Below are 18,657 nucleotides of genomic sequence, written 5' to 3' on the forward strand. Positions count from 1 at the left end.
GGCGGATGTTCAATGCACTGCCGATCCGGTCAGCCGGGAGTCGGATTGTCGGCGGTGACATCGTGATCGGGCACCGCCTGCCCGGAGCGGATCAGCTCGATCCGGCCCATGACCTTCGACCGCAGGTCGGTCGGCACGTCGTCCGACCCGCAGCAGCGCTTCACCAGCTTCTTCACGGCCTGCTCCAGGCCGTACTTCTCCAGACAGGGATTGCACTCGCCGAAGTGGGTCTCGAACTTCGTGCAGTCGCTGTCGGGCATTTCCTGATCAAGGAACTCGTACAGGTGGTCCAGGACCTCAGAGCACTCTGTCTCGTGCGGCTCTCCGCAACTCATGAGCCCGAGCCTTTCCGGTCGTTCGACTCTCCCGCGCCCGCGGGAACCAGCCCGCGCTCACGGGCATAGTCCTCCAGCATTCCGCGGAGTTGACGGCGGCCACGGTGCAGTCGCGACATGACCGTACCGATGGGTGTACCCATGATGTCCGCGATCTCCTTGTACGCAAAGCCCTCTACGTCGGCAAGGTAGACCGCGATGCGGAACTCTTCCGGAATGGCCTGCAGGGCTTCCTTCACGTCCGAATCGGGCAGGTGGTCGAGCGCCTGCGACTCGGCGGAGCGCAGTCCGGTCGACATGTGCGACTCGGCGCGCGCCAGCTGCCAGTCCTCGATCTCCTCCGCGGCGCTGCGCTGGGGCTCGCGCTGCTTCTTGCGGTAGGAGTTGATGAACGTGTTGGTCAGGATGCGGTACAGCCACGCCTTCAGGTTGGTGCCCTCGCGGAACTGGTGGAAGGACGCGTATGCCTTCGCGTACGTCTCCTGGACCAGGTCCTCAGCGTCGGCCGGGTTGCGCGTCATGCGCAGCGCGGCCGAGTACATCTGGTCGAGGTAGCCGAGGGCGTCCCGCTCGAAGCGCGCGTTGCGCTCCGGGGTCGTCTCCTCCGCGTGGCCTTCGTCGGTCCCAGCGACAGGACCCACCTCCTCCGACTGCGTGGCGGCTCCGAAAGCGGACCCGCTCGAATCGGAGAATAGTCGACCATCCCGGTCCTCCGCCGCCCGAAGCGTGCTGCGCTTGGGGGCAGGAAGAACCGTCCAGTCCAGGTCAGCGGCCTGCCGACGGTTCTGACTGATGACCTGGGTCATGCGCTCCCTCTCCTCCGACAAGTTCCCGTACGTACCGACATCCGAGACAACAGAAGGGCCGGGCGGCGCATTCCCGCGTACCGGAAGGGTTTTCGGGCCTTCCGCTTCCGCCCCGCTCCCGCTACTTCCCGGCCGGGAGCGCCAGGAGCCATCGCCCGACCGCGTCGGTGATCTTCCCGAGGGCCTCGTCCTGGGTGAGGTCCGCCTTCTTCGGCACGGCGAAACCGTGATCGCCGTACGGGATCTCCACCAGCTCGTGCTCTCCCGCAGGGAACTCCTCGGGGCGCCCGAAGGGGTCCCGGCCGCCCTGGACCACGAGCGTGGGCCGGCCGGCCCCGGTGAGCTCCGCGGCGCGGGACTTCTCCGGCCGGCCCGGCGGGTGCAGCGGGAACGCCAGCGCCAGCACCCCGGCGGCGCCCAGCTCGACGGCGGTCCGGCAGGCCACCCGGGCCCCGGCGCTGCGCCCGCCCGCGACCACCGGCAGTCCGGGCTTCGCGAGCGCGGGCCACAGCGCGCGCCATCCCTCGTCCAGCACCTTGGGCGCGGCGGCGACCTTCTTCCCGGCGACCCGCCAGGGCTGTTCGACCAGCGCGACCGTGATCCCGCGGGCGGGCAGGGCGGCGGCCAGGGCCTGGAGGTCGCGGGCCTCGATGCCGCCGCCGGCGCCGTGGCTCACGGCGAGCACGAGCTGCGCCGCGCGGGCGGTGTGCCAGGTGATGCGGGCCTCGCCCGCCGGGGTGTCGACGCTCTCGGTACGCGTGGTCATGCACCCCATCCTGCCCGGGGCCGGGCCTAGAACAGGGTTGCCTCCTCGGGGGCGGCGAGCTCTTCGAGCAGCTCCGGCCCGTTGTTGCGGACGTTGCTGACGGCCGTGGACACCGGGTAGGCCCGCATCAGGCCGCCCGGCGGCGGCGCCAGCAGCTCCCGCAGGGAGCCCTCGGTGTCGGTGTTCGCCGGGTCCAGCCAGGCGTCCCAGCGGTCCGGGGTCAGCATCAGCGGCATCCGCGGGTGGATCTCGGAGAGCGAGCGCGGCCCCTCGGCCGGGGGCACGCCCAGGGGGGTGGTCTCGGCCTCGGTGGTGATCACCGAGCAGGTGACCCACCAGGCGAGCGGGTGCTCGTCGGGCAGGGTCCGGTCGCGCCAGAACTCGTATATCCCGGCCATGGCGAAGACGGAGCCGTCGGAGGGGAGCACGAAGTAGGGCTGCTTGCGGGCCCGTTTCTTCTTCCCCTCCACCTCCAGCTGCCGCTCGTCGTGGGCGGTGACCCACTCGTAGTAGCCGTCGGCGGGGACGATGCAGCGGCGCTGCGCGAAGGGGCGACGGAAGGACGGCTTCTCGTGCAGGGTCTCGGACCGGGCGTTGATCATCCGGGCGGCCCCGTCGGGGTTCTGCGCCCAGGAGGGGACCAGGCCCCACTTCAGGGTGCGCAGCTGGCGAACCGGACGCGGGTGCGAAGCGTCTTTGAGGGGACGGTCGAGGACCACGTGGACCTCCTTCGTCGGCGCCACGTTGAAATCGGGGGCCAGGGCCTCCTCGGGCTCCCACTTCTCGATGCCGAAGGCCTCCACGAGGTCCTCGGGCCTACGACTCGCCGCATACCGTCCGCACATGCCTGTCACACTGCCATGCCGCCCCCAGCTACCGCTGGGTGGTTCCCCCGGAACACCACCGCAAGGAGTCCGCCACCTTATGGACAGCAGCACGACGGCCGGTCTGTGGGACCGGCTCACGGGCATACAGGCCGCGCCCGACCGGTGGCTGGTGATCGCGACGGGGCTGGTCGCGCTGGCCGCGGTGGGGCCCCGTCCGCTCTGGCGGCTGTCGCGCAACGCGATCACCATCGCGCACGAGGGCGGGCACGGTCTGCTGGCGCTGCTGACCGGGCGGCGCCTGAGCGGGATACGTCTGCACTCCGACACCAGCGGGGTCACCGTCAGCCGGGGCAAGCCGACCGGGCTCGGGATGATCCTGACCGCAGCCGGCGGGTACACGGCGCCCTCGCTGCTCGGGCTCGGCGGGGCGGCGCTGCTGTCCGCGCACCGGATCACGCTGCTGCTGTGGGCGGCCACCGCCCTGCTGGTGGCGATGCTGGTGATGATCCGGAACGCGTACGGGGCGCTGACCGTGGTGCTGACCGGCGGGGCCTTCCTGCTGGTGTCCTGGCTGACCCCGGCCGAGGTGCAGGCCGGCTTCGCCTACCTGGTGGTGTGGTTCCTGCTGCTCGGCGGGGTGCGGCCGGTCTTCGAGCTGGGGGCCAAGCGCAGGAACGGCGGAGCCCCGGATTCCGATGCCGATCAGCTGGGCCGGCTCACCCACCTGCATCCGGTGGTGTGGCTGCTGTTCTTCCACATCGTCGCGCTGTGCTCGCTGATCGGCGGCGGGCGCTGGCTGCTCGCCCTGTGACCACCCCCTGAGACCGGACGGCGATCAAGATCTGGGGCCGGAGGAAGCCACTAAAGTGGGGGCCATGACCGAGACCCCCGCGCTCCCTGCCCTCTGGCCCGCTCCGCTCGCCGATGGGACCGTCCACGCCACCGTCACGGTGCCGGGGTCCAAATCGGTCACCAACCGCGCCCTCGTGCTCGCCGCGCTCGCCGCCGAACCCGGCTGGGTGCGCCGGCCGCTGCGCTCGCGCGACTCCCAGCTGATGTCCGACGCGCTGCGCGCGCTGGGCGTCGGCATCGAGGAGACGGTCTCCTCCAGCTCCGCGAGTGCCACCAACGGCGCAGTGGGCGGCGAGGCCTGGCGGATCATCCCGGCGGCCCTGCACGGCCCGACGACCGTGGACGTCGGCAACGCCGGCACCGTCATGCGCTTCCTGCCGCCCGTCGCCACCCTCGCCGACGGGGACATCCGCTTCGACGGCGACCCGCGCTCCTACGAGCGCCCGCTCGGCCAGGTCATCAGCGCCCTGCGCACGCTCGGCGCCCGCATCGACGACGACGGCCGGGGCGCGCTGCCCATGACCGTGCAGGGCGGCGGGGCCCTGGAGGGCGGCACGGTCGAGATCGACGCCAGCAACTCCTCCCAGTTCGTCTCCGCGCTGCTGCTCTCCGCCCCGCGCTTCAACCAGGGCGTCGAGGTCCGGCACGTGGGCACCACCCTGCCGTCGATGCCGCACATCCGGATGACCGTGGAGATGCTGCGCGCGGCGGGCGCCCAGGTCGACACCCCCGAGGCCGGCGGCGAGAAGAACGTGTGGCGGGTCTCCCCCGGCGCGCTGCTCGGCCGCGACATGGTCGTGGAGCCGGACCTGTCCAACGCCCAGCCCTTCCTGGCCGCGGCCCTGATCACCGGCGGCACGGTCACCGTCCCGGACTGGCCGCGCCGCACCACCCAGCCCGGTGACGCGCTGCGCCGGATCTTCACGGAGATGGGCGGCTCCTGCGAGCTGACCGACGCGGGCCTGGTCTTCACCGGCACGGGCAAGATCCACGGCATCGACGTGGACCTGAGCGAGGTCGGCGAGCTCACCCCGGGCATCGCGGCGGTGGCGGCCCTGGCCGACTCCGAGTCCGTGCTGCGCGGGGTCGCGCACCTGCGGCTGCACGAGACGGACCGGCTGGCGGCGCTGACCAAGGAGATCAACGCGCTCGGCGGCGACGTCACCGAGACCGCGGACGGCCTGCGCATCCGGCCGCGCCGGATGCACGGCGGCGTGTTCCACACGTACGACGACCACCGGATGGCCACCGCGGGCGCGGTGATCGGCCTGGCGGTGGAGGGCGTACAGATCGAGAACGTGGCGACGACCGCGAAGACCCTGCCGGACTTCCCGAAGATGTGGACGGACATGCTCGCCGGGGACGCCGGTGGTTCCGGGACGCCCGGAGCGGGTGCGGGAGCGTAGGGCCCGTCATGCGCAGGTACGGCAAGCACACCGACGAGGACGACATCCGCCAGCGCCCGAACCCCAAGGGCAACCGGCCGCGGACGAGCATCCGGCCCAAGCACGAGGACGCGGCCGAGGGCTTCGTCCTGACCGTCGACCGCGGTCGGCTGACCTGCCTGGTCGAGGGCCGCTCCGTGCACGCGATGAAGGCCCGCGAGCTGGGCCGCAAGGCCGCGGTGGTCGGGGACCGGGTCTGGATCGTCGGTGACCTGTCCGGCAAGAAGGACACCCTGGCCCGCATCGTGCGGATCGAGGAGCGCAAGTCCGTCCTGCGGCGCACCGCCGACGACGACGACCCGTACGAGCGGGTGGTCGTCGCCAATGCCGACCAGCTGGCCATCGTCACAGCCCTGGCCGACCCGGAGCCGCGGCCCCGGATGATCGACCGCTGCCTGGTCGCGGCGTACGACGCCGGGCTGGAGCCGCTGCTGGTGCTCACCAAGTCCGATCTGACCTCCGCGGACAAGATCCTGGAGATCTACTCGACCTTCGGGCTGAAGTACGTGGTGACCAACCGCGAGGAGCTGGCGGCGGGCGACGCGGCGGACCGGGTGCGCGAGCACCTCAACGGCCGGATCACCGCCTTCGTCGGCCACTCGGGCGTCGGGAAGACCACGCTGGTGAACTCGCTGGTCGCCGAGGGCCGCCAGCGCGCCACCGGAGTGGTCAACGCGGTGACCGGCCGCGGCCGGCACACCACCACCTCGGCACTCGCGCTGCCCCTGCCGGGCGGCGACGGCTGGGTCATCGACACCCCGGGCGTGCGCTCCTTCGGCCTGCACCACGTGGACCCGTCCCGGGTGATCCTGGCCTTCCCCGAACTGGTGCCGGGGACGGAGGGGTGTCCGCGCGCGTGCAGCCACGACGAGCCGGACTGCGCGCTCGACAAGTGGGTGGAGGACGGCCACGCGGACCCGGCGCGGCTGTATTCGCTGAGGCGGCTGCTGGAGACGCGGGAGCGGCGCGAGGGCGACTGAGTGTTCGGCGGGGCGTGCCGTGTTTGTCGAGGGCCTTGTCTGGATAAATGCATAATCCCACCAAGTGACGTGATGTCATGTGACGCGGGGAGGCATTCGACATGGCGTGGCTGCTGGTCGTGGTCGCGGGACTCCTGGAGACCGGGTTCGCGGTCTGCCTCAAGCTCTCCCACGGATTCACCCGGCTGTGGCCGACCGTCGCCTTCGCGTGCTTCGCGCTCGGCAGCTTCGGTCTGCTGACGCTGGCCCTCAAGAAACTGGACGTGGGACCGGCGTACGCGGTGTGGACGGGCATCGGCGCGGCCGGGACCGCGATCTACGGCATGGTCTTCCTCGGCGACCTGGTCTCCACCCTCAAGCTCGTCTCGATCTCGCTGGTCATCCTGGGGGTCATCGGGCTCCAGCTGTCCGGGTCGGCGCACTGAGCTGCCGGAGCAGCCCGAGCAGCTCGGCCGCCCCCGGCTCCTCCCCCGGGGCGACCACGTAGGAGAGGGCGAGGCGCACGGCGAGCTCGCACCGCTGCGGCTCCTCCCCCGGCGTGAGCGCGGCGGCCGCCCGGTCGCGGACGGCCCGCGCCAGCTCCCCGGGCCCGGGCGTCCGGCGCCCCGCAGCCGGCAGGCCCGCGTCCCAGCTCCCGGTGAGCAGGGCCCGTACGAGGGGATGGGCGCGGGCCGCCCGTACGGTCCACTCGGCGACGGCGGCGAGCCGTTCGGCGGCCTGGGCCGGGGCGGACAGGGCCCGGTCCACGCCGTCGAGGTAGCGGTCGGCCTCGCGCCGGACCAGGGCGCTGCCCAGTCCCGCCTTGCCGCCGAACTCGTTGTAGAGGGTCTGCCGGGACACCCCGGCGGCGGCGGCCACGTCGACCATCCGCACGGCCGGCCAGGGGCGCGCCGAGAGGGCCGCTCCCGCCGCCTCCAGTAAGGACTCCCGGGCTGCCGGCATCCTCGCCTCCCCGATCGGCTCTCCGGCCAGACTTGACGGGTCGACAGATCCTGTCAAGGGTGCGTCGGGGCCGCACCGTGGACGCCGTTCGCCCGGGTCCGGGAGTCTCGATACTGTTCGGGCATGCCCGAGTATGACGATGACCTGCGCCTTGCCCTCGAACTCGCCGACGCGGCGGACGCCGCCACGATGGAGCGGTTCCGCGCCCTCGATCTGAAGGTCGAGACGAAGCCGGACATGACCCCGGTGAGCGAGGCCGACCAGGCCGCCGAGGAGATCATCCGGGCGGGCATCGCGGCCGCGCGGCCCGGCGACGCGATCCTGGGCGAGGAGTACGGCCTGCAGGGCAGCGGCCCGCGCCGCTGGGTCGTGGACCCGATCGACGGCACGAAGAACTACGTGCGCGGGGTGCCCGTCTGGGCGACGCTGATCTCCCTGATGGCCGAGGGCGCCGACGGCGTCTTCCGGCCGGTGGTCGGTGTGGTGTCCGCACCGGCGCTGGGCCGCCGCTGGTGGGCGGCCGAGGGACAGGGGGCGTACGCGGGCGGCGCGCTCGGCGAGACCAGCCCGATCGGCGTGTCGAAGGTGAGCGGGCTGAGTGACGCCTCGTTCGCGTACTCCTCGCTGAGCGGGTGGGAGGAGCAGGGCCGGCTCGCCGGGTTCCTGGACCTGACCCGCGCGTGCTGGCGTACCCGCGGCTACGGCGACTTCTGGCCGTACATGATGGTCGCGGAGGGCTCGCTGGACCTGTGCGCCGAGCCCGAGTTGAACCTCTGGGACATGGCGGCCATCGCGGTCGTGGTCCAGGAGGCGGGCGGCCGCTTCACCAGCCTCGACGGGGTGGACGGCGTGCACGGCGGGAACGCCGCCGCCTCGAACGGGCTGCTGCACGAGGAGATGCTCGGCCTGCTGCGCCCGCGCGCCTGAGGCAGGCGCGCGCTGCCCGTGCTCCGTTGCGCGCCTTCTTGTCGGCCCTCCGGGTCCGTGGGAATCTGATACTCCCCACGCTTGTGCGCTTGTGAAGCCGTTCTCTAAAGGCGGCTTCACCGGCACACCCACCCAAGCGGGGGGCTCACCCCAGGAGGTGGCTCTCTTCATGCTCGTCCGTGACGCAATGAGCACCGTGATCCTCACCCTCGGACCCGCGCACACCCTCCGGCAGGCGGCCTGTCTGATGTCCGGCCGGCGCGTCGGCGCGGCCGTCGTCCTCGACCCCGACCACAGCGGAATCGGCATCCTGACCGAGCGCGACATCCTCAACTCGATCGGCGCGGGCCACGATCCCGACCGGGAGTCCGTGGGTGCGCACACCACGAACAACGTGGTGTTCTGCACCCCCGAGGCCACCGTGCAGGAAGCCGCCGAGGCCATGGCCCACGGCGGCTTCCGGCATCTGATCGTGCTGGAGAACGGCGGTCCGGTGGGCATCGTGTCCGTACGGGACGTCATCCGCTGCTGGGCACCGGCGCGGCGGCGCGCGGTACCGGCGTAGGCCCCTCTCCACGAACGACGCCGGGCCGCAGCCCTCCGAGGAGGGCTGCGGCCCGGCGTCCTGCTACGACAAGCGATCCGGGATCAGGCGCGGAGGGCCTGGACCGCGGCCTCCAGCCGCTTGCCGAAGTCGCCGTCCGCCTGGCGGAAGTTGTCGATCGCGCGCTCGACGATGTCGTCGCGCGAGACCTTGGCGATGAAGCCGGACAGGTTCTCGATCAGACGGGCCTTCTCGTCCTCCGAGTACAGGCGGTAGAGGTTGCCGGCCTGGACGAAGTCGGTGTCCTCGCCGTGCACGGCGGCGGCGTGGTTGCCGGTGCCGCCCGTCACGTCGATGGGCTGCCACAGCGGGCGGTCGGTCTGGTGCGGGCCGCCGAAGCTGTTGGGCTCGTAGTTCTTCGCACCCTTGTGGCGGCCGTCGTACAGGTGGCCGTCGCGGGAGTTGGTGCGCGCCTCGGTGGCGTGCGGACGGTTCACCGGCAGGTGGTCGGCGTTGATGCCGACGCGGTAGCGGTGGGCGTCGCCGTAGCCGAAGAGCCGGCCCTGGAGCATCTTGTCCGGGGAGGGACCGATGCCGGGGACGAAGTGCGCCGGGGAGAAGATCGACTGCTCGACCTCGGCGAAGACGTTCTCCGGGTTGCGGTTGAGCTCCAGCTTGCCGATCTCGATCGGCGGGTAGTCCTCGTGCGGCCACACCTTGGTGAGGTCGAACGGGTTGAAGCGGTACTCGGCCGCCTCGGCCGCCGGCATGATCTGGACCTGCACGGTCCAGGACGGGAACTCGCCGCGCTCGATGGACTCGCGCAGGTCGCGCTGGTGCGAGTCGGGGTCCTCACCGGCGAGCAGGTTGGCCTCGGCCTGGGTGAGGTTCTTGATGCCCTGGTCGGTCTTGAAGTGGTACTTGACCCAGAAGACCTCGCCGGCCTCGTTGTTCCACTGGAACGTGTGCGAGCCGTAGCCGTTCATGTGGCGGTAGGACGCGGGGATGCCGCGGTCGCCGAACAGCCAGGTCACCTGGTGGGTCGACTCGGGCGACAGACCCCAGAAGTCCCAGACGTTGTCCGCCTCCTGCGAGCCCGTGTACGGGTCGCGCTTCTGGGTGTGGATGAAGTCGGGGAACTTGATGGCGTCCTTGATGAAGAACACCGGGGTGTTGTTGCCGACGAGGTCGTAGTTGCCCTCTTCGGTGTAGAACTTCAGCGCCCAGCCGCGGGGGTCGCGCACCGCGTCGGCGCTGCCGAGGTTGCCCGCGACGGTGGAGAAGCGCAGGAAGGTCTCGGTCTCCTTGCCGACCTCGGAGAGGAACTTGGCACGGGTCCACTGGGAGACGTCGCGGGTCAGCGTGAAGGTGCCGTAGGCACCGGCGCCGCGGGCGTGCACCACGCGCTCCGGGATGCGCTCGCGGTTGAAGTGCGCGAGCTTCTCCAGCAGCAGCTGGTCCTGGACCAGGACGGGACCTCCGACGCCGGCGGTCTCGCTGTTCTGGTTGTCGGCGACCGGAGCCCCGGCCTCCGTGGTGAGCGGTCCCTGCGTCACGTGCGCCTCCTGCGTCATTCCTGCGTGTCCTGTCCTTGGCGTCTGCCGTACCCGATCCTACGATGGACTTTGTCTAAGTCAAGTAAGCATCCAAGTCCGCACTGGTTCGGGAGTTACACCGAATCCCTCGCTGTTAGGCTGATGTCCATGAGTGACCTGCTGGAACGACTCCGCGGACGCGGCTGGCGCATGACGGCGCAGCGGCGTGTCGTGGCCGAGGTGCTCGACGGTGACCACGTGCACCTGACGGCCGACGAGGTGCACGCGCGCGCTGTGGCCAAATTGCCCGAGATCTCCCGGGCGACCGTCTACAACACCCTGGGCGAGCTCGTCACCCTCGGCGAGGTCCTGGAGGTTTCCACGGACCGGCGCGCCAAGCGGTACGACCCGAACGCCCACAAGCCCCACCAGCACCTGGTCTGCGCCCAGTGCGGCGCGATCCGCGACGTCCACCCGGCGGGCAACCCGCTGGCCGACCTGCCGGACACGGAACGCTTCGGCTTCGTCGTGTCCGCGGTCGAGGTGACCTACCGCGGCGTCTGCCCGAACTGCGCCGCCGCCTGACCCGGGACACGAGAAGGGCCCGGACCCCACGGAGGTCCGGGCCCTTCTGCCTTCCGGCTTCACTCCCGGAAACGACTCAGGGCCCGGATCCATTGGATCCGGGCCCTGGGCCTTCAGTAGCGGGGACAGGATTTGAACCTGCGACCTCTGGGTTATGAGCCCAGCGAGCTACCGAGCTGCTCCACCCCGCGTCGGTAAACACGACTGTACGTGAAGCCTTCCAACAGATGCAAATCGCTTAACTTCCAGCCTCGCCGGCGTCCGTCCACGCTCAGGCGGACAGCTCCTCCGCGAGCGCGTCGCGCAGCCGCGCCGCCCGCTCCGAGACCTCGGCCGGCCCCAGCTCCATGGCGCGAACGCACCACTTCTGCCCCTCCGCGAGGTCCCCGTGCCGGGCCGCCAGCAGCCCCAGCCGCAGCGCCGCACGGCCGTGGCCCGCCACCGCGGCCCGCGTCCACCACAGCGCGGCCTCCGGCTCGCTCCCCTCGCGGGCGAGCAGCAGCCCCAGGTTGAACGCCCCGTTGCGGGAGCCGGCCTCGGCCGCCTCCCGGTACCAGCGCGCGGCGACGGCCAGGTCGCCGCGGGCGGCGGCCAGCATGCCGACCCGCACCTGGGCGCGGCGGTGCCCCAGCTCGGCGGCCCGCTCGTACCACTCCTCGCTCTCCGTCTTCGGGGCGCCGCCCACCGGCTCGCCCAGGGCGACCGGCTCCGGCGGCGGGGCCAGCGACTCCAGCAGCGCGGCCAGCCGGAAGGCGGCCTCCGCGCTGCCGCCGCCCGCCGCGCACCGCAGGTGGCGCTCGGCGGCGCGCTCCTCCCCGTCGCGGACCAGCGCGATGCCGACCTGGAGCGCCGCGTCGGTGTGTCCGGCCGACGCGGCCCGCTCGTACCACTTCAGCGCCGTACGGTCCTCGTCGCGGCTGGCGAAGAGGATGCCGAGGTTGAACGCGGCGTCGACGCTGCCCGCCTCGGCCGCCTTCGAGAACCACGGCTCCGCGCCCGCCGCGTCCCCGACCTGCAGCAGCATGATGGCCAGCGCGTTGGCCGCCTCGCGGTGCCCGGCGTAGGCCGCGCGCCGGTACCACTGCTCGGCCTGCGCGGTGCGGTCCTGCGCGGCGCACAGCAGGGCGAGGTTGTACGCCCCGTTCTGGTCGCCCGCGTCCATGGCGGTCCGGTACCAGCGCTCCGCGGTCTGGGTCTCCCCGCGCGCGGCGTGCAGGGCGCCCAGCGCGTTCGCGGCGTTGCCGTCGCCGTCCTGCGCGGCCCGGTGCCACCAGGTGGCCGCGCTCTCCTCGTCCCCGGCGTCGCGCAGCAGGAAGCCGAGCGCGCACGCCGCGCGTGCCTCGCCCTGCTTGGCGGAGGTCAGGTACCAGCGCCCGGCCTCCTTGAGCTCCCCGCGCGCCTCCAGCAGCGCGCCCAGGTGCAGGGCCGCGCGCCGGTGCCCGCGCGCGGCGGCCTGCCGGTACCACTGCTCGGCCTCGGTGGGGTCGCCCTTGCGCAGGTGCCGCGCCAGCCGGTACGCGGCTTCGCGGTGCCCCTGTTCGGCGGCAGCGCGGAACCACCGCTCGACACCCTTGTCCCCGCGGTGCTCCAGCAGGTCGGCCAGCCCGTACGCGCCCAGCGCATGGCCGGATTCCGCCGCCTGCCGCATCCAGTACTCGGCCGCCGGCTCGTCCCCGCGCTCGCGGAAGTGGCGGCCCAGGGCGTGCGCGGCCGGCGCCGATCCGGCCACGGCGGCGACCCGCCACCAGCCGGCGGCCTCTTCGGGGTAGCCGCGCTGGTGCAGCAGGACGCCGAGGTTGTTCGCGGCGGCCCGGTCCCCCTCGCCGGTGGCCCCCCGCAGGTACGGCTCGGCCCCGTCGAGGTCACCACGGCGCAGCAGCAGCGCACCGAGCACGCTCATGGCACCGGGGTCGCCCTTGTCGGCGGCCACCCGGTGCCGGGCCTCCAGCTCGGCGTCGCTCGCCGCGTCGGTCTCGGCGAACAGCTCCTGCGCGAAATCCGCATCGGTCAGCGCGGTCTGCGCGTCGGCTACCGGAACCGCCCCCTGGGCCTCTGCGCCCGTTTCGGTCTCCGCCCTCACAAACCGCCCTGTCTCCAGCAGAGTTGACCTGTCCCCCATAAATCCCATCGTCGCATCACCTGCTACCCGCGTACACCTGGTATGTCGCAGTCAGTGAGGTCACTACAGCGTTTTGTCGACATGCCCACAGTGAGGTAAGTCAAACACGCTCCCACCCCAACTCACCCGCCCCAGCTAACGCGTGTCCGCCCCGGACATGACGAAGGCCCGGATCCCATGGATCCGGGCCTTCATCTTCAGTAGCGGGGACAGGATTTGAACCTGCGACCTCTGGGTTATGAGCCCAGCGAGCTACCGAGCTGCTCCACCCCGCGTCGGTGAAACCACAGTATCACGACACGGGACGGAGCCATTACCGATTGATCATCAGCCGCCCGGACTGGGCGCCGCCGGCTTCGCCTCCGCCTCGATCGCACGCTTCAGCGCGGCCTTGATCTCGTCCTGGGCCTTGCCGAAGGCCGCCCAGTCACCGGCCTGACGGGCCTTCTCGGCGTCCTCGACGGCCTTCTGCGCGTCGGCGAGGGCCGCCTTGACCGTCGGGTCCTGGTTGACCGGGGGCGTGACGGTGCCCTCGCCCGGCGGCTGGACCGGGGGCACCGGCGTGGTCGGGGCCTCGGCCCCGAAGACCACGTTCAGCGCCTTCTCCAGCGTGTCCTCGAAGGCCGTCTGGCCGCCGTAGGTCACCAGCACCTTGCGCAGCAGCGGGTACTTCAGCCCGGAGCTGCGGACGTACACCGGCTCCACGTAGAGCATTCCGCCGTCGAGCGGCACCGCGAGCAGGTTGCCGTACTCGATCTCCGAGTCACCACCGCGCAGCAGGCGGATCGACTCGGCGATCTTCGGCTCGGACTGGAACTTGCTCTGCACCTGACCGGGGCCGTCCGGCGGCTTGCTGGTCGGCATCTTCAGGATTCTGATCTTGCCGTAGTCCGGGGTGCCCGGATCGGCGTTGACCGCCATGAAGGCACTCAGGTTGGGCCGCTCGTTCGGCGTGAACGTCGTGGTGAGCGAGAAGACCTGGTCCTTCTCCTTCTGGCCCGGCATCTTCATCGACAGGTAGTACGGCGGAACCGCCGTGCCGGCCTTGGTCGTCGGGTCGTCCGGGACCGCCCAGGCCTCACTGCCGCTGAGGAAGGTCTGCGGGTCCGTGACGTGGTACCGGGTCAGCAGCTCGCGCTGGACCTTGAAGAGGTCCTGCGGGTAGCGGAGGTGGTCCATGAGCGGCTTGGCGATGTCGCTCTTGGGCTTCACCGTGCCGGGGAACGCCTTCATCCAGGTCTTCAGGACCGGGTCCTCGGTGTCCCACTGGTACAGGTTGACCGAGCCGTCGTACGCGTCGACGGTGGCCTTCACCGAGTTGCGGATGTAGTTGACCTGGTTCTCCTGGGCCACCACCGCGCGCTGGCTGTTGGTCAGCGAGTCGGCGGTGCTCTGGCCCAGCGTGGTGCGCGAGGCGTACGGGTACCCGTTGGTCGTCGTGTAGGCGTCGACGATCCACACGACCCGCTTGCCGATCACGGCCGGGTACGGCGCGCCGTCGATGGTCAGCCACGGGGCGACGGCCTCGACGCGCTGCTTGGGCGTGCGGTTGTAGAGGATCCGCGAGCCCTCGCCGATGGCGCCCGAGTAGAGGATCTGCGGCTCGCTGAAGGAGAGCGCGTAGGCGGCGCGGTTGACCGGGTTGTCGAGGTTGACGCCGGAGTCGCCCTTGTAGCTCGTCTCCTTCTCGCCCTTGTCGTCCGAGTAGTCGAGCTCCTTCTGCGGCCCGCCGACGATCGAGTACTGCTTCGTCTGCTCGCCGTAGTAGATGCGCTGCTCGAAGTCCGTGCCGAACATCCCCTTGGAGGGCAGGTCGGACTGGGTGAAGTCCGGGGCCCCCTGGTCACCGACGGTGGTGCCCTTGGCCGCGACCACGCCGTAGCCGTGCGTGTACTTGAAGTGGTCGTTGATCCAGTTGTTCTTCGGGATGCCGCCGATGTTCAGCTCGCGCAGCCCGATGACCGTGTCCTGGCCGCTGTACCGGTCCACGGCGAGCGTGGACGGGAAGGCGTAGTAGCCCTTGACCTGCTGGAGCTGCTGGAAGGCCGGCGAGACGATGTTCGGGTCCAGGATCCGGATGCTGGCCGTGGTGTCGGCCTGCGGCCGCAGCTTGCTCCGGTCCGCCGTCTGCGGGGAGCCCGGGTAGTCCGTGACCTCGGAGCCCGCGATCCCGTAGGCGTCGCGCGTGGCCTTGATGTTCTTCTGGACGTACGGGGATTCCTTGGCCTGCTCGTTCGGCTGGACCTGGAACTTCTGGACGATCGCCGGGTACAGCCCGCCGATCAGGATCGCCGAGAGCACCATCAGGCCGAAGCCGATCACGGGCAGCTGCCAGGTGCGGCGCCACAGCGTCGCGAAGAACAGCACGGCGCAGATCGCGGCGATGGCGACGAGGATCGTCTTCGCCGGCAGGTAGGCGTTGGCGTCGACGTACCGCAGGCCCGTCCAGTTGTCCGCGGCCTTGAAGTCGCTGGACTTCACGGCGAGGCCGTACCGGTCGAGCCAGTACGCGATCGCCTTGAGCGTGACGAAGAGGCCGAGCAGCACCGACAGGTGCCCGGTCGCGGCGGCGGTGGCCCGGGCGCCCGGGCTGGTCACGCGCAGTCCGCCGTACAGGTAGTGCACGACGGCCGCGGCGATCACCGACAGCACGACCGCGGCGAAGCCGAAGCCGAGCAGGAAGCGGTACCAGGGCAGGTCGAAGGTGTAGAAGGAGACATCCATGTGGAACTGCGGGTCCTTCGTACCGAAGGTCACGCCGTTCACGTACATGAGCCAGGTCTTCCACTGGCCGGCCGCCGAGGCGCCCGCGATCAGGCCGACGAGCACCGCGATGCCCAGCAGCAGCCACTTCTTGTAAGGGGCGATGCTCATCCGGTAACGGTCGAGGCTCTGCTGCTCCATCGACATCGCGCTGAGCGGCGGCCGCAGCCGGTGGGCCAGCCAGATGTTGAATCCGACGGCACCGGCCATCAGCAGACCGAAGACGGCGAAGAGCCCGATCTTGGTCCACAGCGTGGTGGTGAAGACGGTGGAGTACTTCACGGAGCGGAACCAGAGCCAGTCCGTCCAGAAGCCCGCGAACATGATGAAGAGCATGGCCAGGACGGCCAGCACGCCCAAGGTCATCAGGAGAGTGCGGGCTCGCCGGGAGGGGCGGCCGACTCTCATCCGTGGCCCGGACGGGCCTCCGCCGCGGTCCGGCATCTGGAAAGCCAAGGTGCGCACCTCGAAAGTCGCTGGGTCTGGTAATCAACGGGCCCCCGATCGTAGAGCCCACTCATGCAACTTACTGAGGCTTTGCTCAGTTCCCGGTATCCGGTGGAAAGGAGGCAGGATGTTGCCCATGTCCAACGTTTCGCCTTCCCCCGGCACCCCCATGGCGGCCTCGCCGCTGACCCGCGCCTGCCTCGAGATCGACGAGTACGCGGCCGGCCTCGGCTGGGACCGGCCGGCCCGGCTGTTCGCCCTCGTCGACACCGCCCGGCTCAAGAAGCAGGAGCCGCGGCTCGCGAGCCAGCTCGGCCTCGACCAGGACGACGCCGGCAAGGCCTCCCTCACCCCGATCGAGCAGGACGAGGTCCCGAAGGGGACCCCCCTCGACAAGTTCCTCGGCACCATCGCCTGGCCCGACGCCGTCGTCGGCTGCGCGCTGACGGTGGAGCGGCTGATGCTGCCGCCGTCCGCGGAGGCCTCCGTACCGGAGGGGCTCAACGACAAGCAGCTGTCGAAGTGGGTCGCCGGTCACCCGGAGCGGCAGGAGGTCCGCCTCACCGTGGCCGTGCTGCGCGACGGCTCCCGCGAGTCGGCCGTACGGCTGCGCGAGAAGGACTCCTCGACCGAGGTGCTCACCGGCGGGGGTCTGGTGCCCGGGCTGGCGGAGGCCCTGGCCGCGACCTTCTCGTAGGACCGCAGGGGGGGAGGACCGGTCAGGGCTTGGCGCTGCACTGCGTCAGCCCGGCCGTGTCCCCCTTGCTGATCTTCTCCAGTGCCTTGGTGGCGTCGCCGATCGTGGAGACCTTCACCAGGGTCAGGCCGTCGGGCACGTTCGTGGCCGCGGAGGCGCAGTTCTCGGCGGGCGTCAGGAAGTACTCGGCGCCGGCCTGGCGGGCGCCGATGGTCTTCATCTGGATACCGCCGATCGGACCGACCTTGCCCGCGTCGTCGATGGTGCCGGTGCCCGCGACGAACTTGCCGCCGGTCAGGTCCTCCGGGGTCAGCTTGTCCACGATGCCGAGCGCGAACATCAGGCCGGCGCTCGGGCCGCCGACGTCCGCGAGCTTGATGTCGATCGTGAACGGGAAGGTGTGGTCGGATCCGGCCCGGATGCCGACGATGGCGTGGCCGTCGCCCTCCGCCTTGCCCGCGGTGATCGTCACCTTCGAGGAACCGGTGGGCTCGTGGTTCGCCTTCGCCGCCTCGGCCGCCTCCGCGGCGGGCACGATGGTGAACTCGACCGGCTCGCCGGGCTTGTGCTTGGTGACGAGCTTGGCCACGTCCTCGGGGGCGGTCACGGGGGCGCCGTCCACGGCCTTGATCACGTCACCGGCGTGCAGCTTGCCCTCGGCGGGGCTGTCCTTGACCACGGACGCGACGATCACGCGGGGGGTGACGGGGATGCCGAGCTGCTTCAGGGCCGCCACCTTGGCGCTCTGCTGCGACTGGCTGAACTCCTCGGCGTTCTCCTGGGTGGATTCCGCGTCCGTCTTGCCGTCCGGGTAGAGGTTCTCGTGCGGCACGACGATGTTGTCGTCGGACAGCCACCCGTACACCGCTTCCACCAGGCTCATGTCGTAGTCCGCGCCGGTGACGCGGACGGTCGTCATGTTGAGGTGGCCGCTGGTCGGGTACGTCTTGCGCCCCGCGATGTTCAGGACGGGCGCACCGTGCGAGTCGCCGAGCGTGTTCACGGTCGGGCCGGGGCTCATCTCGGAGTACGGGACCTTGATGAGCAGCCCTGCGCAGAGCAGCGCGAACAGCACGAGGGTGGAAGCGAGCATCGTCGCAGTGCGGCGTGGCATGGTTCCGACAGTACGGGACGGCCCCGGCGGGCAGCCCTCGGGGCCGGTCCGTACGGGGTCCGCGCGCGAAACTCTCAGGGGATTCTCAGCGGGGTCCCGTCAGACGGCGTCGGAACCCGAGTGGGCCTCTGCCTTCGCCCTGGCCTGATCGGCGTTGCCCATGGCCTCGCGGAACCGCGCGTAGCCGGCGAGCTCGGATATGTCACCTTGCGTGCGGTCGCGTGCCGCCCAGCTGCCCCATATCGCCGCACCTATCGCGGCGAACAGCGGAATCAGCAACCACGCCAAAGACGCCATGGGCCTGCCTCCCTACCCCGAACTACGTTTCGTTGGTGGCTTCAACGCTCGTGCCCGTGGGGGGGTTACGCAAATCGAGGGCGTGTTGCGCGGCCGAACGGGTGCGAGGCTACCCCCCTGCGGGGACCGCTCCGCGCCCGGGGCTCAGCAGGCGCCGACCCACTCCTCGGTGCCGTCGGCGAAGGTCTGGTGCTTCCAGATCGGGACCTCGTGCTTGAGGTCGTCTATGAGCATCCGGCAGGCCTCGAAGGCCTCGCCGCGGTGCGGGCAGGAGACGGCGACGACGACGGCCAGGTCGCCGACGGCGAGGTCGCCCACGCGGTGCACGGCGGCCAGCGCGCGGACGGGGAACTTGGCCACGACGCGCTCGGCGACCCGGCGCATCTCGGCCTCGGCCGTCGGGTGGCAGGAGTAGCCGAGCGAGTCGACGTCCGCGCCGCTGTCGTGGTTGCGCACCGTGCCGACGAAGAGCGTCGTCCCTCCCGTCGCGTCGTCGCCGACGGCCTGGAAGACCTCGTCGATCGAGAGCGGGGTGTCACGGATCTCGAGCAGCCGGATCGGGTCCTGAGCGGCCTGCTCGCCGGGGTGGTCGAAGTGCGGTGCCATGCCTTCATCGTGCCCTAGTGGCTGACGAGGCGAAATAGCAGTTTCGCCCGTGCCGAACCCGCCCCCTTGG

Annotated in this window: 19 protein-coding genes and 2 tRNA genes; 8 read left to right on the forward strand and 13 right to left on the reverse strand. The window is 71.0% G+C overall.

Annotation, left to right across the window (positions count from 1 at the left end; genetic code table 11):
* Positions 1-29 precede the first annotated feature (29 nt).
* The 4 genes from rsrA to ACFYZ4_RS21000 all read right to left on the reverse strand — a co-directional run bounded on the left by rsrA (position 30) and on the right by ACFYZ4_RS21000 (position 2,752).
* A complete protein-coding gene (rsrA, locus tag ACFYZ4_RS20985) occupies positions 30-335 on the reverse strand; it encodes a mycothiol system anti-sigma-R factor (RefSeq protein WP_351291604.1) in 306 nt (101 codons plus the stop codon).
* On the reverse strand, positions 332-976 hold the full coding sequence (locus ACFYZ4_RS20990; protein ID WP_030709911.1) for a sigma-70 family RNA polymerase sigma factor: 645 nt from the start codon (positions 974-976) through the stop codon (positions 332-334). Before ACFYZ4_RS20990 ends, rsrA begins: the two co-directional genes overlap by 4 nt.
* A 286-nt stretch (positions 977-1,262) precedes the next feature.
* Entirely contained in the window at positions 1,263-1,907 is a 645-nt protein-coding gene (locus ACFYZ4_RS20995) for an alpha/beta family hydrolase (protein WP_351291602.1), read from the reverse strand.
* 26 nt (positions 1,908-1,933) lie between these two features.
* The gene (locus tag ACFYZ4_RS21000) at positions 1,934-2,752 is read right to left on the reverse strand and encodes an SOS response-associated peptidase (RefSeq protein ID WP_390784542.1); all 819 of its coding nucleotides are present in this window, start codon (positions 2,750-2,752) and stop codon (positions 1,934-1,936) included.
* A 79-nt stretch (positions 2,753-2,831) separates the two neighbouring features.
* Here ACFYZ4_RS21000 and ACFYZ4_RS21005 point away from each other — a divergent pair, with 79 nt between their 5' ends.
* The 4 genes from ACFYZ4_RS21005 (at position 2,832) to ACFYZ4_RS21020 (ending at position 6,436) form a co-directional block, all read left to right on the forward strand.
* Positions 2,832-3,545 (forward strand): M50 family metallopeptidase, encoded by a 714-nt coding sequence (locus tag ACFYZ4_RS21005; RefSeq protein WP_351291598.1) that lies wholly within the window; start codon positions 2,832-2,834, stop codon positions 3,543-3,545.
* 64 nt (positions 3,546-3,609) lie between these two features.
* The gene (gene aroA / locus ACFYZ4_RS21010; RefSeq protein WP_351291596.1) at positions 3,610-4,992 is read left to right on the forward strand and encodes a 3-phosphoshikimate 1-carboxyvinyltransferase; all 1,383 of its coding nucleotides are present in this window, start codon (positions 3,610-3,612) and stop codon (positions 4,990-4,992) included.
* 8 nt (positions 4,993-5,000) lie between these two features.
* Positions 5,001-6,011, forward strand: a complete 1,011-nt coding sequence (gene rsgA / locus ACFYZ4_RS21015) for a ribosome small subunit-dependent GTPase A (RefSeq protein ID WP_351153885.1) — start codon at positions 5,001-5,003, stop codon at positions 6,009-6,011.
* Between the two features lie 101 nt (positions 6,012-6,112).
* On the forward strand, positions 6,113-6,436 hold the full coding sequence (locus ACFYZ4_RS21020; RefSeq protein WP_030011402.1) for a multidrug efflux SMR transporter: 324 nt from the start codon (positions 6,113-6,115) through the stop codon (positions 6,434-6,436).
* On the opposite strand, the gene ACFYZ4_RS21025 is transcribed toward ACFYZ4_RS21020, so the two are convergent.
* Positions 6,402-6,953, reverse strand: coding sequence for a TetR/AcrR family transcriptional regulator (locus tag ACFYZ4_RS21025; RefSeq protein WP_390784543.1), 552 nt, complete (start codon positions 6,951-6,953; stop codon positions 6,402-6,404). The genes ACFYZ4_RS21020 and ACFYZ4_RS21025 overlap by 35 nt on opposite strands.
* Before the next feature lie 123 nt (positions 6,954-7,076).
* On the opposite strand from ACFYZ4_RS21025, the gene hisN reads away from it, so the two are divergent.
* Both hisN and ACFYZ4_RS21035 read left to right on the forward strand, forming a co-directional pair.
* The gene (hisN, locus tag ACFYZ4_RS21030) at positions 7,077-7,880 is read left to right on the forward strand and encodes a histidinol-phosphatase (RefSeq protein WP_390784544.1); all 804 of its coding nucleotides are present in this window, start codon (positions 7,077-7,079) and stop codon (positions 7,878-7,880) included.
* Positions 7,881-8,049: 169 nt separating this feature from the next.
* Positions 8,050-8,445, forward strand: a complete 396-nt coding sequence (locus ACFYZ4_RS21035; protein WP_351291590.1) for a CBS domain-containing protein — start codon at positions 8,050-8,052, stop codon at positions 8,443-8,445.
* Positions 8,446-8,528: 83 nt separating this feature from the next.
* Here ACFYZ4_RS21035 and ACFYZ4_RS21040 read toward each other — a convergent pair whose 3' ends face one another.
* The gene (locus ACFYZ4_RS21040) at positions 8,529-9,998 is read right to left on the reverse strand and encodes a catalase (protein WP_384347192.1); all 1,470 of its coding nucleotides are present in this window, start codon (positions 9,996-9,998) and stop codon (positions 8,529-8,531) included.
* A 129-nt stretch (positions 9,999-10,127) separates the two neighbouring features.
* Here ACFYZ4_RS21040 and ACFYZ4_RS21045 point away from each other — a divergent pair, with 129 nt between their 5' ends.
* Positions 10,128-10,544 (forward strand): Fur family transcriptional regulator, encoded by a 417-nt coding sequence (locus ACFYZ4_RS21045; RefSeq protein WP_030709927.1) that lies wholly within the window; start codon positions 10,128-10,130, stop codon positions 10,542-10,544.
* Between the two features lie 117 nt (positions 10,545-10,661).
* On the opposite strand, the gene ACFYZ4_RS21050 is transcribed toward ACFYZ4_RS21045, so the two are convergent.
* From ACFYZ4_RS21050 to ACFYZ4_RS21065, 4 genes are all read right to left on the reverse strand, one after another.
* Positions 10,662-10,735: transfer RNA gene (locus ACFYZ4_RS21050), tRNA-Met, on the reverse strand.
* 80 nt (positions 10,736-10,815) lie between these two features.
* The gene (locus ACFYZ4_RS21055) at positions 10,816-12,672 is read right to left on the reverse strand and encodes a tetratricopeptide repeat protein (protein ID WP_351295212.1); all 1,857 of its coding nucleotides are present in this window, start codon (positions 12,670-12,672) and stop codon (positions 10,816-10,818) included.
* 192 nt (positions 12,673-12,864) lie between these two features.
* Positions 12,865-12,938, reverse strand: a tRNA-Met gene (locus ACFYZ4_RS21060).
* Between the two features lie 52 nt (positions 12,939-12,990).
* On the reverse strand, positions 12,991-15,870 hold the full coding sequence (locus tag ACFYZ4_RS21065) for a UPF0182 family protein (protein WP_351594272.1): 2,880 nt from the start codon (positions 15,868-15,870) through the stop codon (positions 12,991-12,993).
* A gap of 130 nt (positions 15,871-16,000) precedes the next feature.
* On the opposite strand from ACFYZ4_RS21065, the gene ACFYZ4_RS21070 reads away from it, so the two are divergent.
* Positions 16,001-16,570, forward strand: coding sequence for a PPA1309 family protein (locus tag ACFYZ4_RS21070; RefSeq protein ID WP_351295215.1), 570 nt, complete (start codon positions 16,001-16,003; stop codon positions 16,568-16,570).
* Positions 16,571-16,592: 22 nt separating this feature from the next.
* On the opposite strand, the gene ACFYZ4_RS21075 is transcribed toward ACFYZ4_RS21070, so the two are convergent.
* The 3 genes from ACFYZ4_RS21075 to ACFYZ4_RS21085 all read right to left on the reverse strand — a co-directional run bounded on the left by ACFYZ4_RS21075 (position 16,593) and on the right by ACFYZ4_RS21085 (position 18,587).
* Positions 16,593-17,684, reverse strand: coding sequence for a PDZ domain-containing protein (locus tag ACFYZ4_RS21075; RefSeq protein ID WP_351295217.1), 1,092 nt, complete (start codon positions 17,682-17,684; stop codon positions 16,593-16,595).
* Between the two features lie 99 nt (positions 17,685-17,783).
* Complete coding sequence (locus tag ACFYZ4_RS21080; RefSeq protein ID WP_319723032.1) at positions 17,784-17,981, reverse strand: hypothetical protein; 198 nt, start codon at positions 17,979-17,981, stop codon at positions 17,784-17,786.
* Positions 17,982-18,125: 144 nt separating this feature from the next.
* Positions 18,126-18,587 (reverse strand): molybdenum cofactor biosynthesis protein MoaE, encoded by a 462-nt coding sequence (locus ACFYZ4_RS21085; protein ID WP_351295219.1) that lies wholly within the window; start codon positions 18,585-18,587, stop codon positions 18,126-18,128.
* Positions 18,588-18,657: the final 70 nt, after the last annotated feature.

Source organism: Streptomyces sp. NPDC001513 (genome assembly GCF_042894695.1).
Lineage (GTDB): Bacteria > Actinomycetota > Actinomycetes > Streptomycetales > Streptomycetaceae > Streptomyces.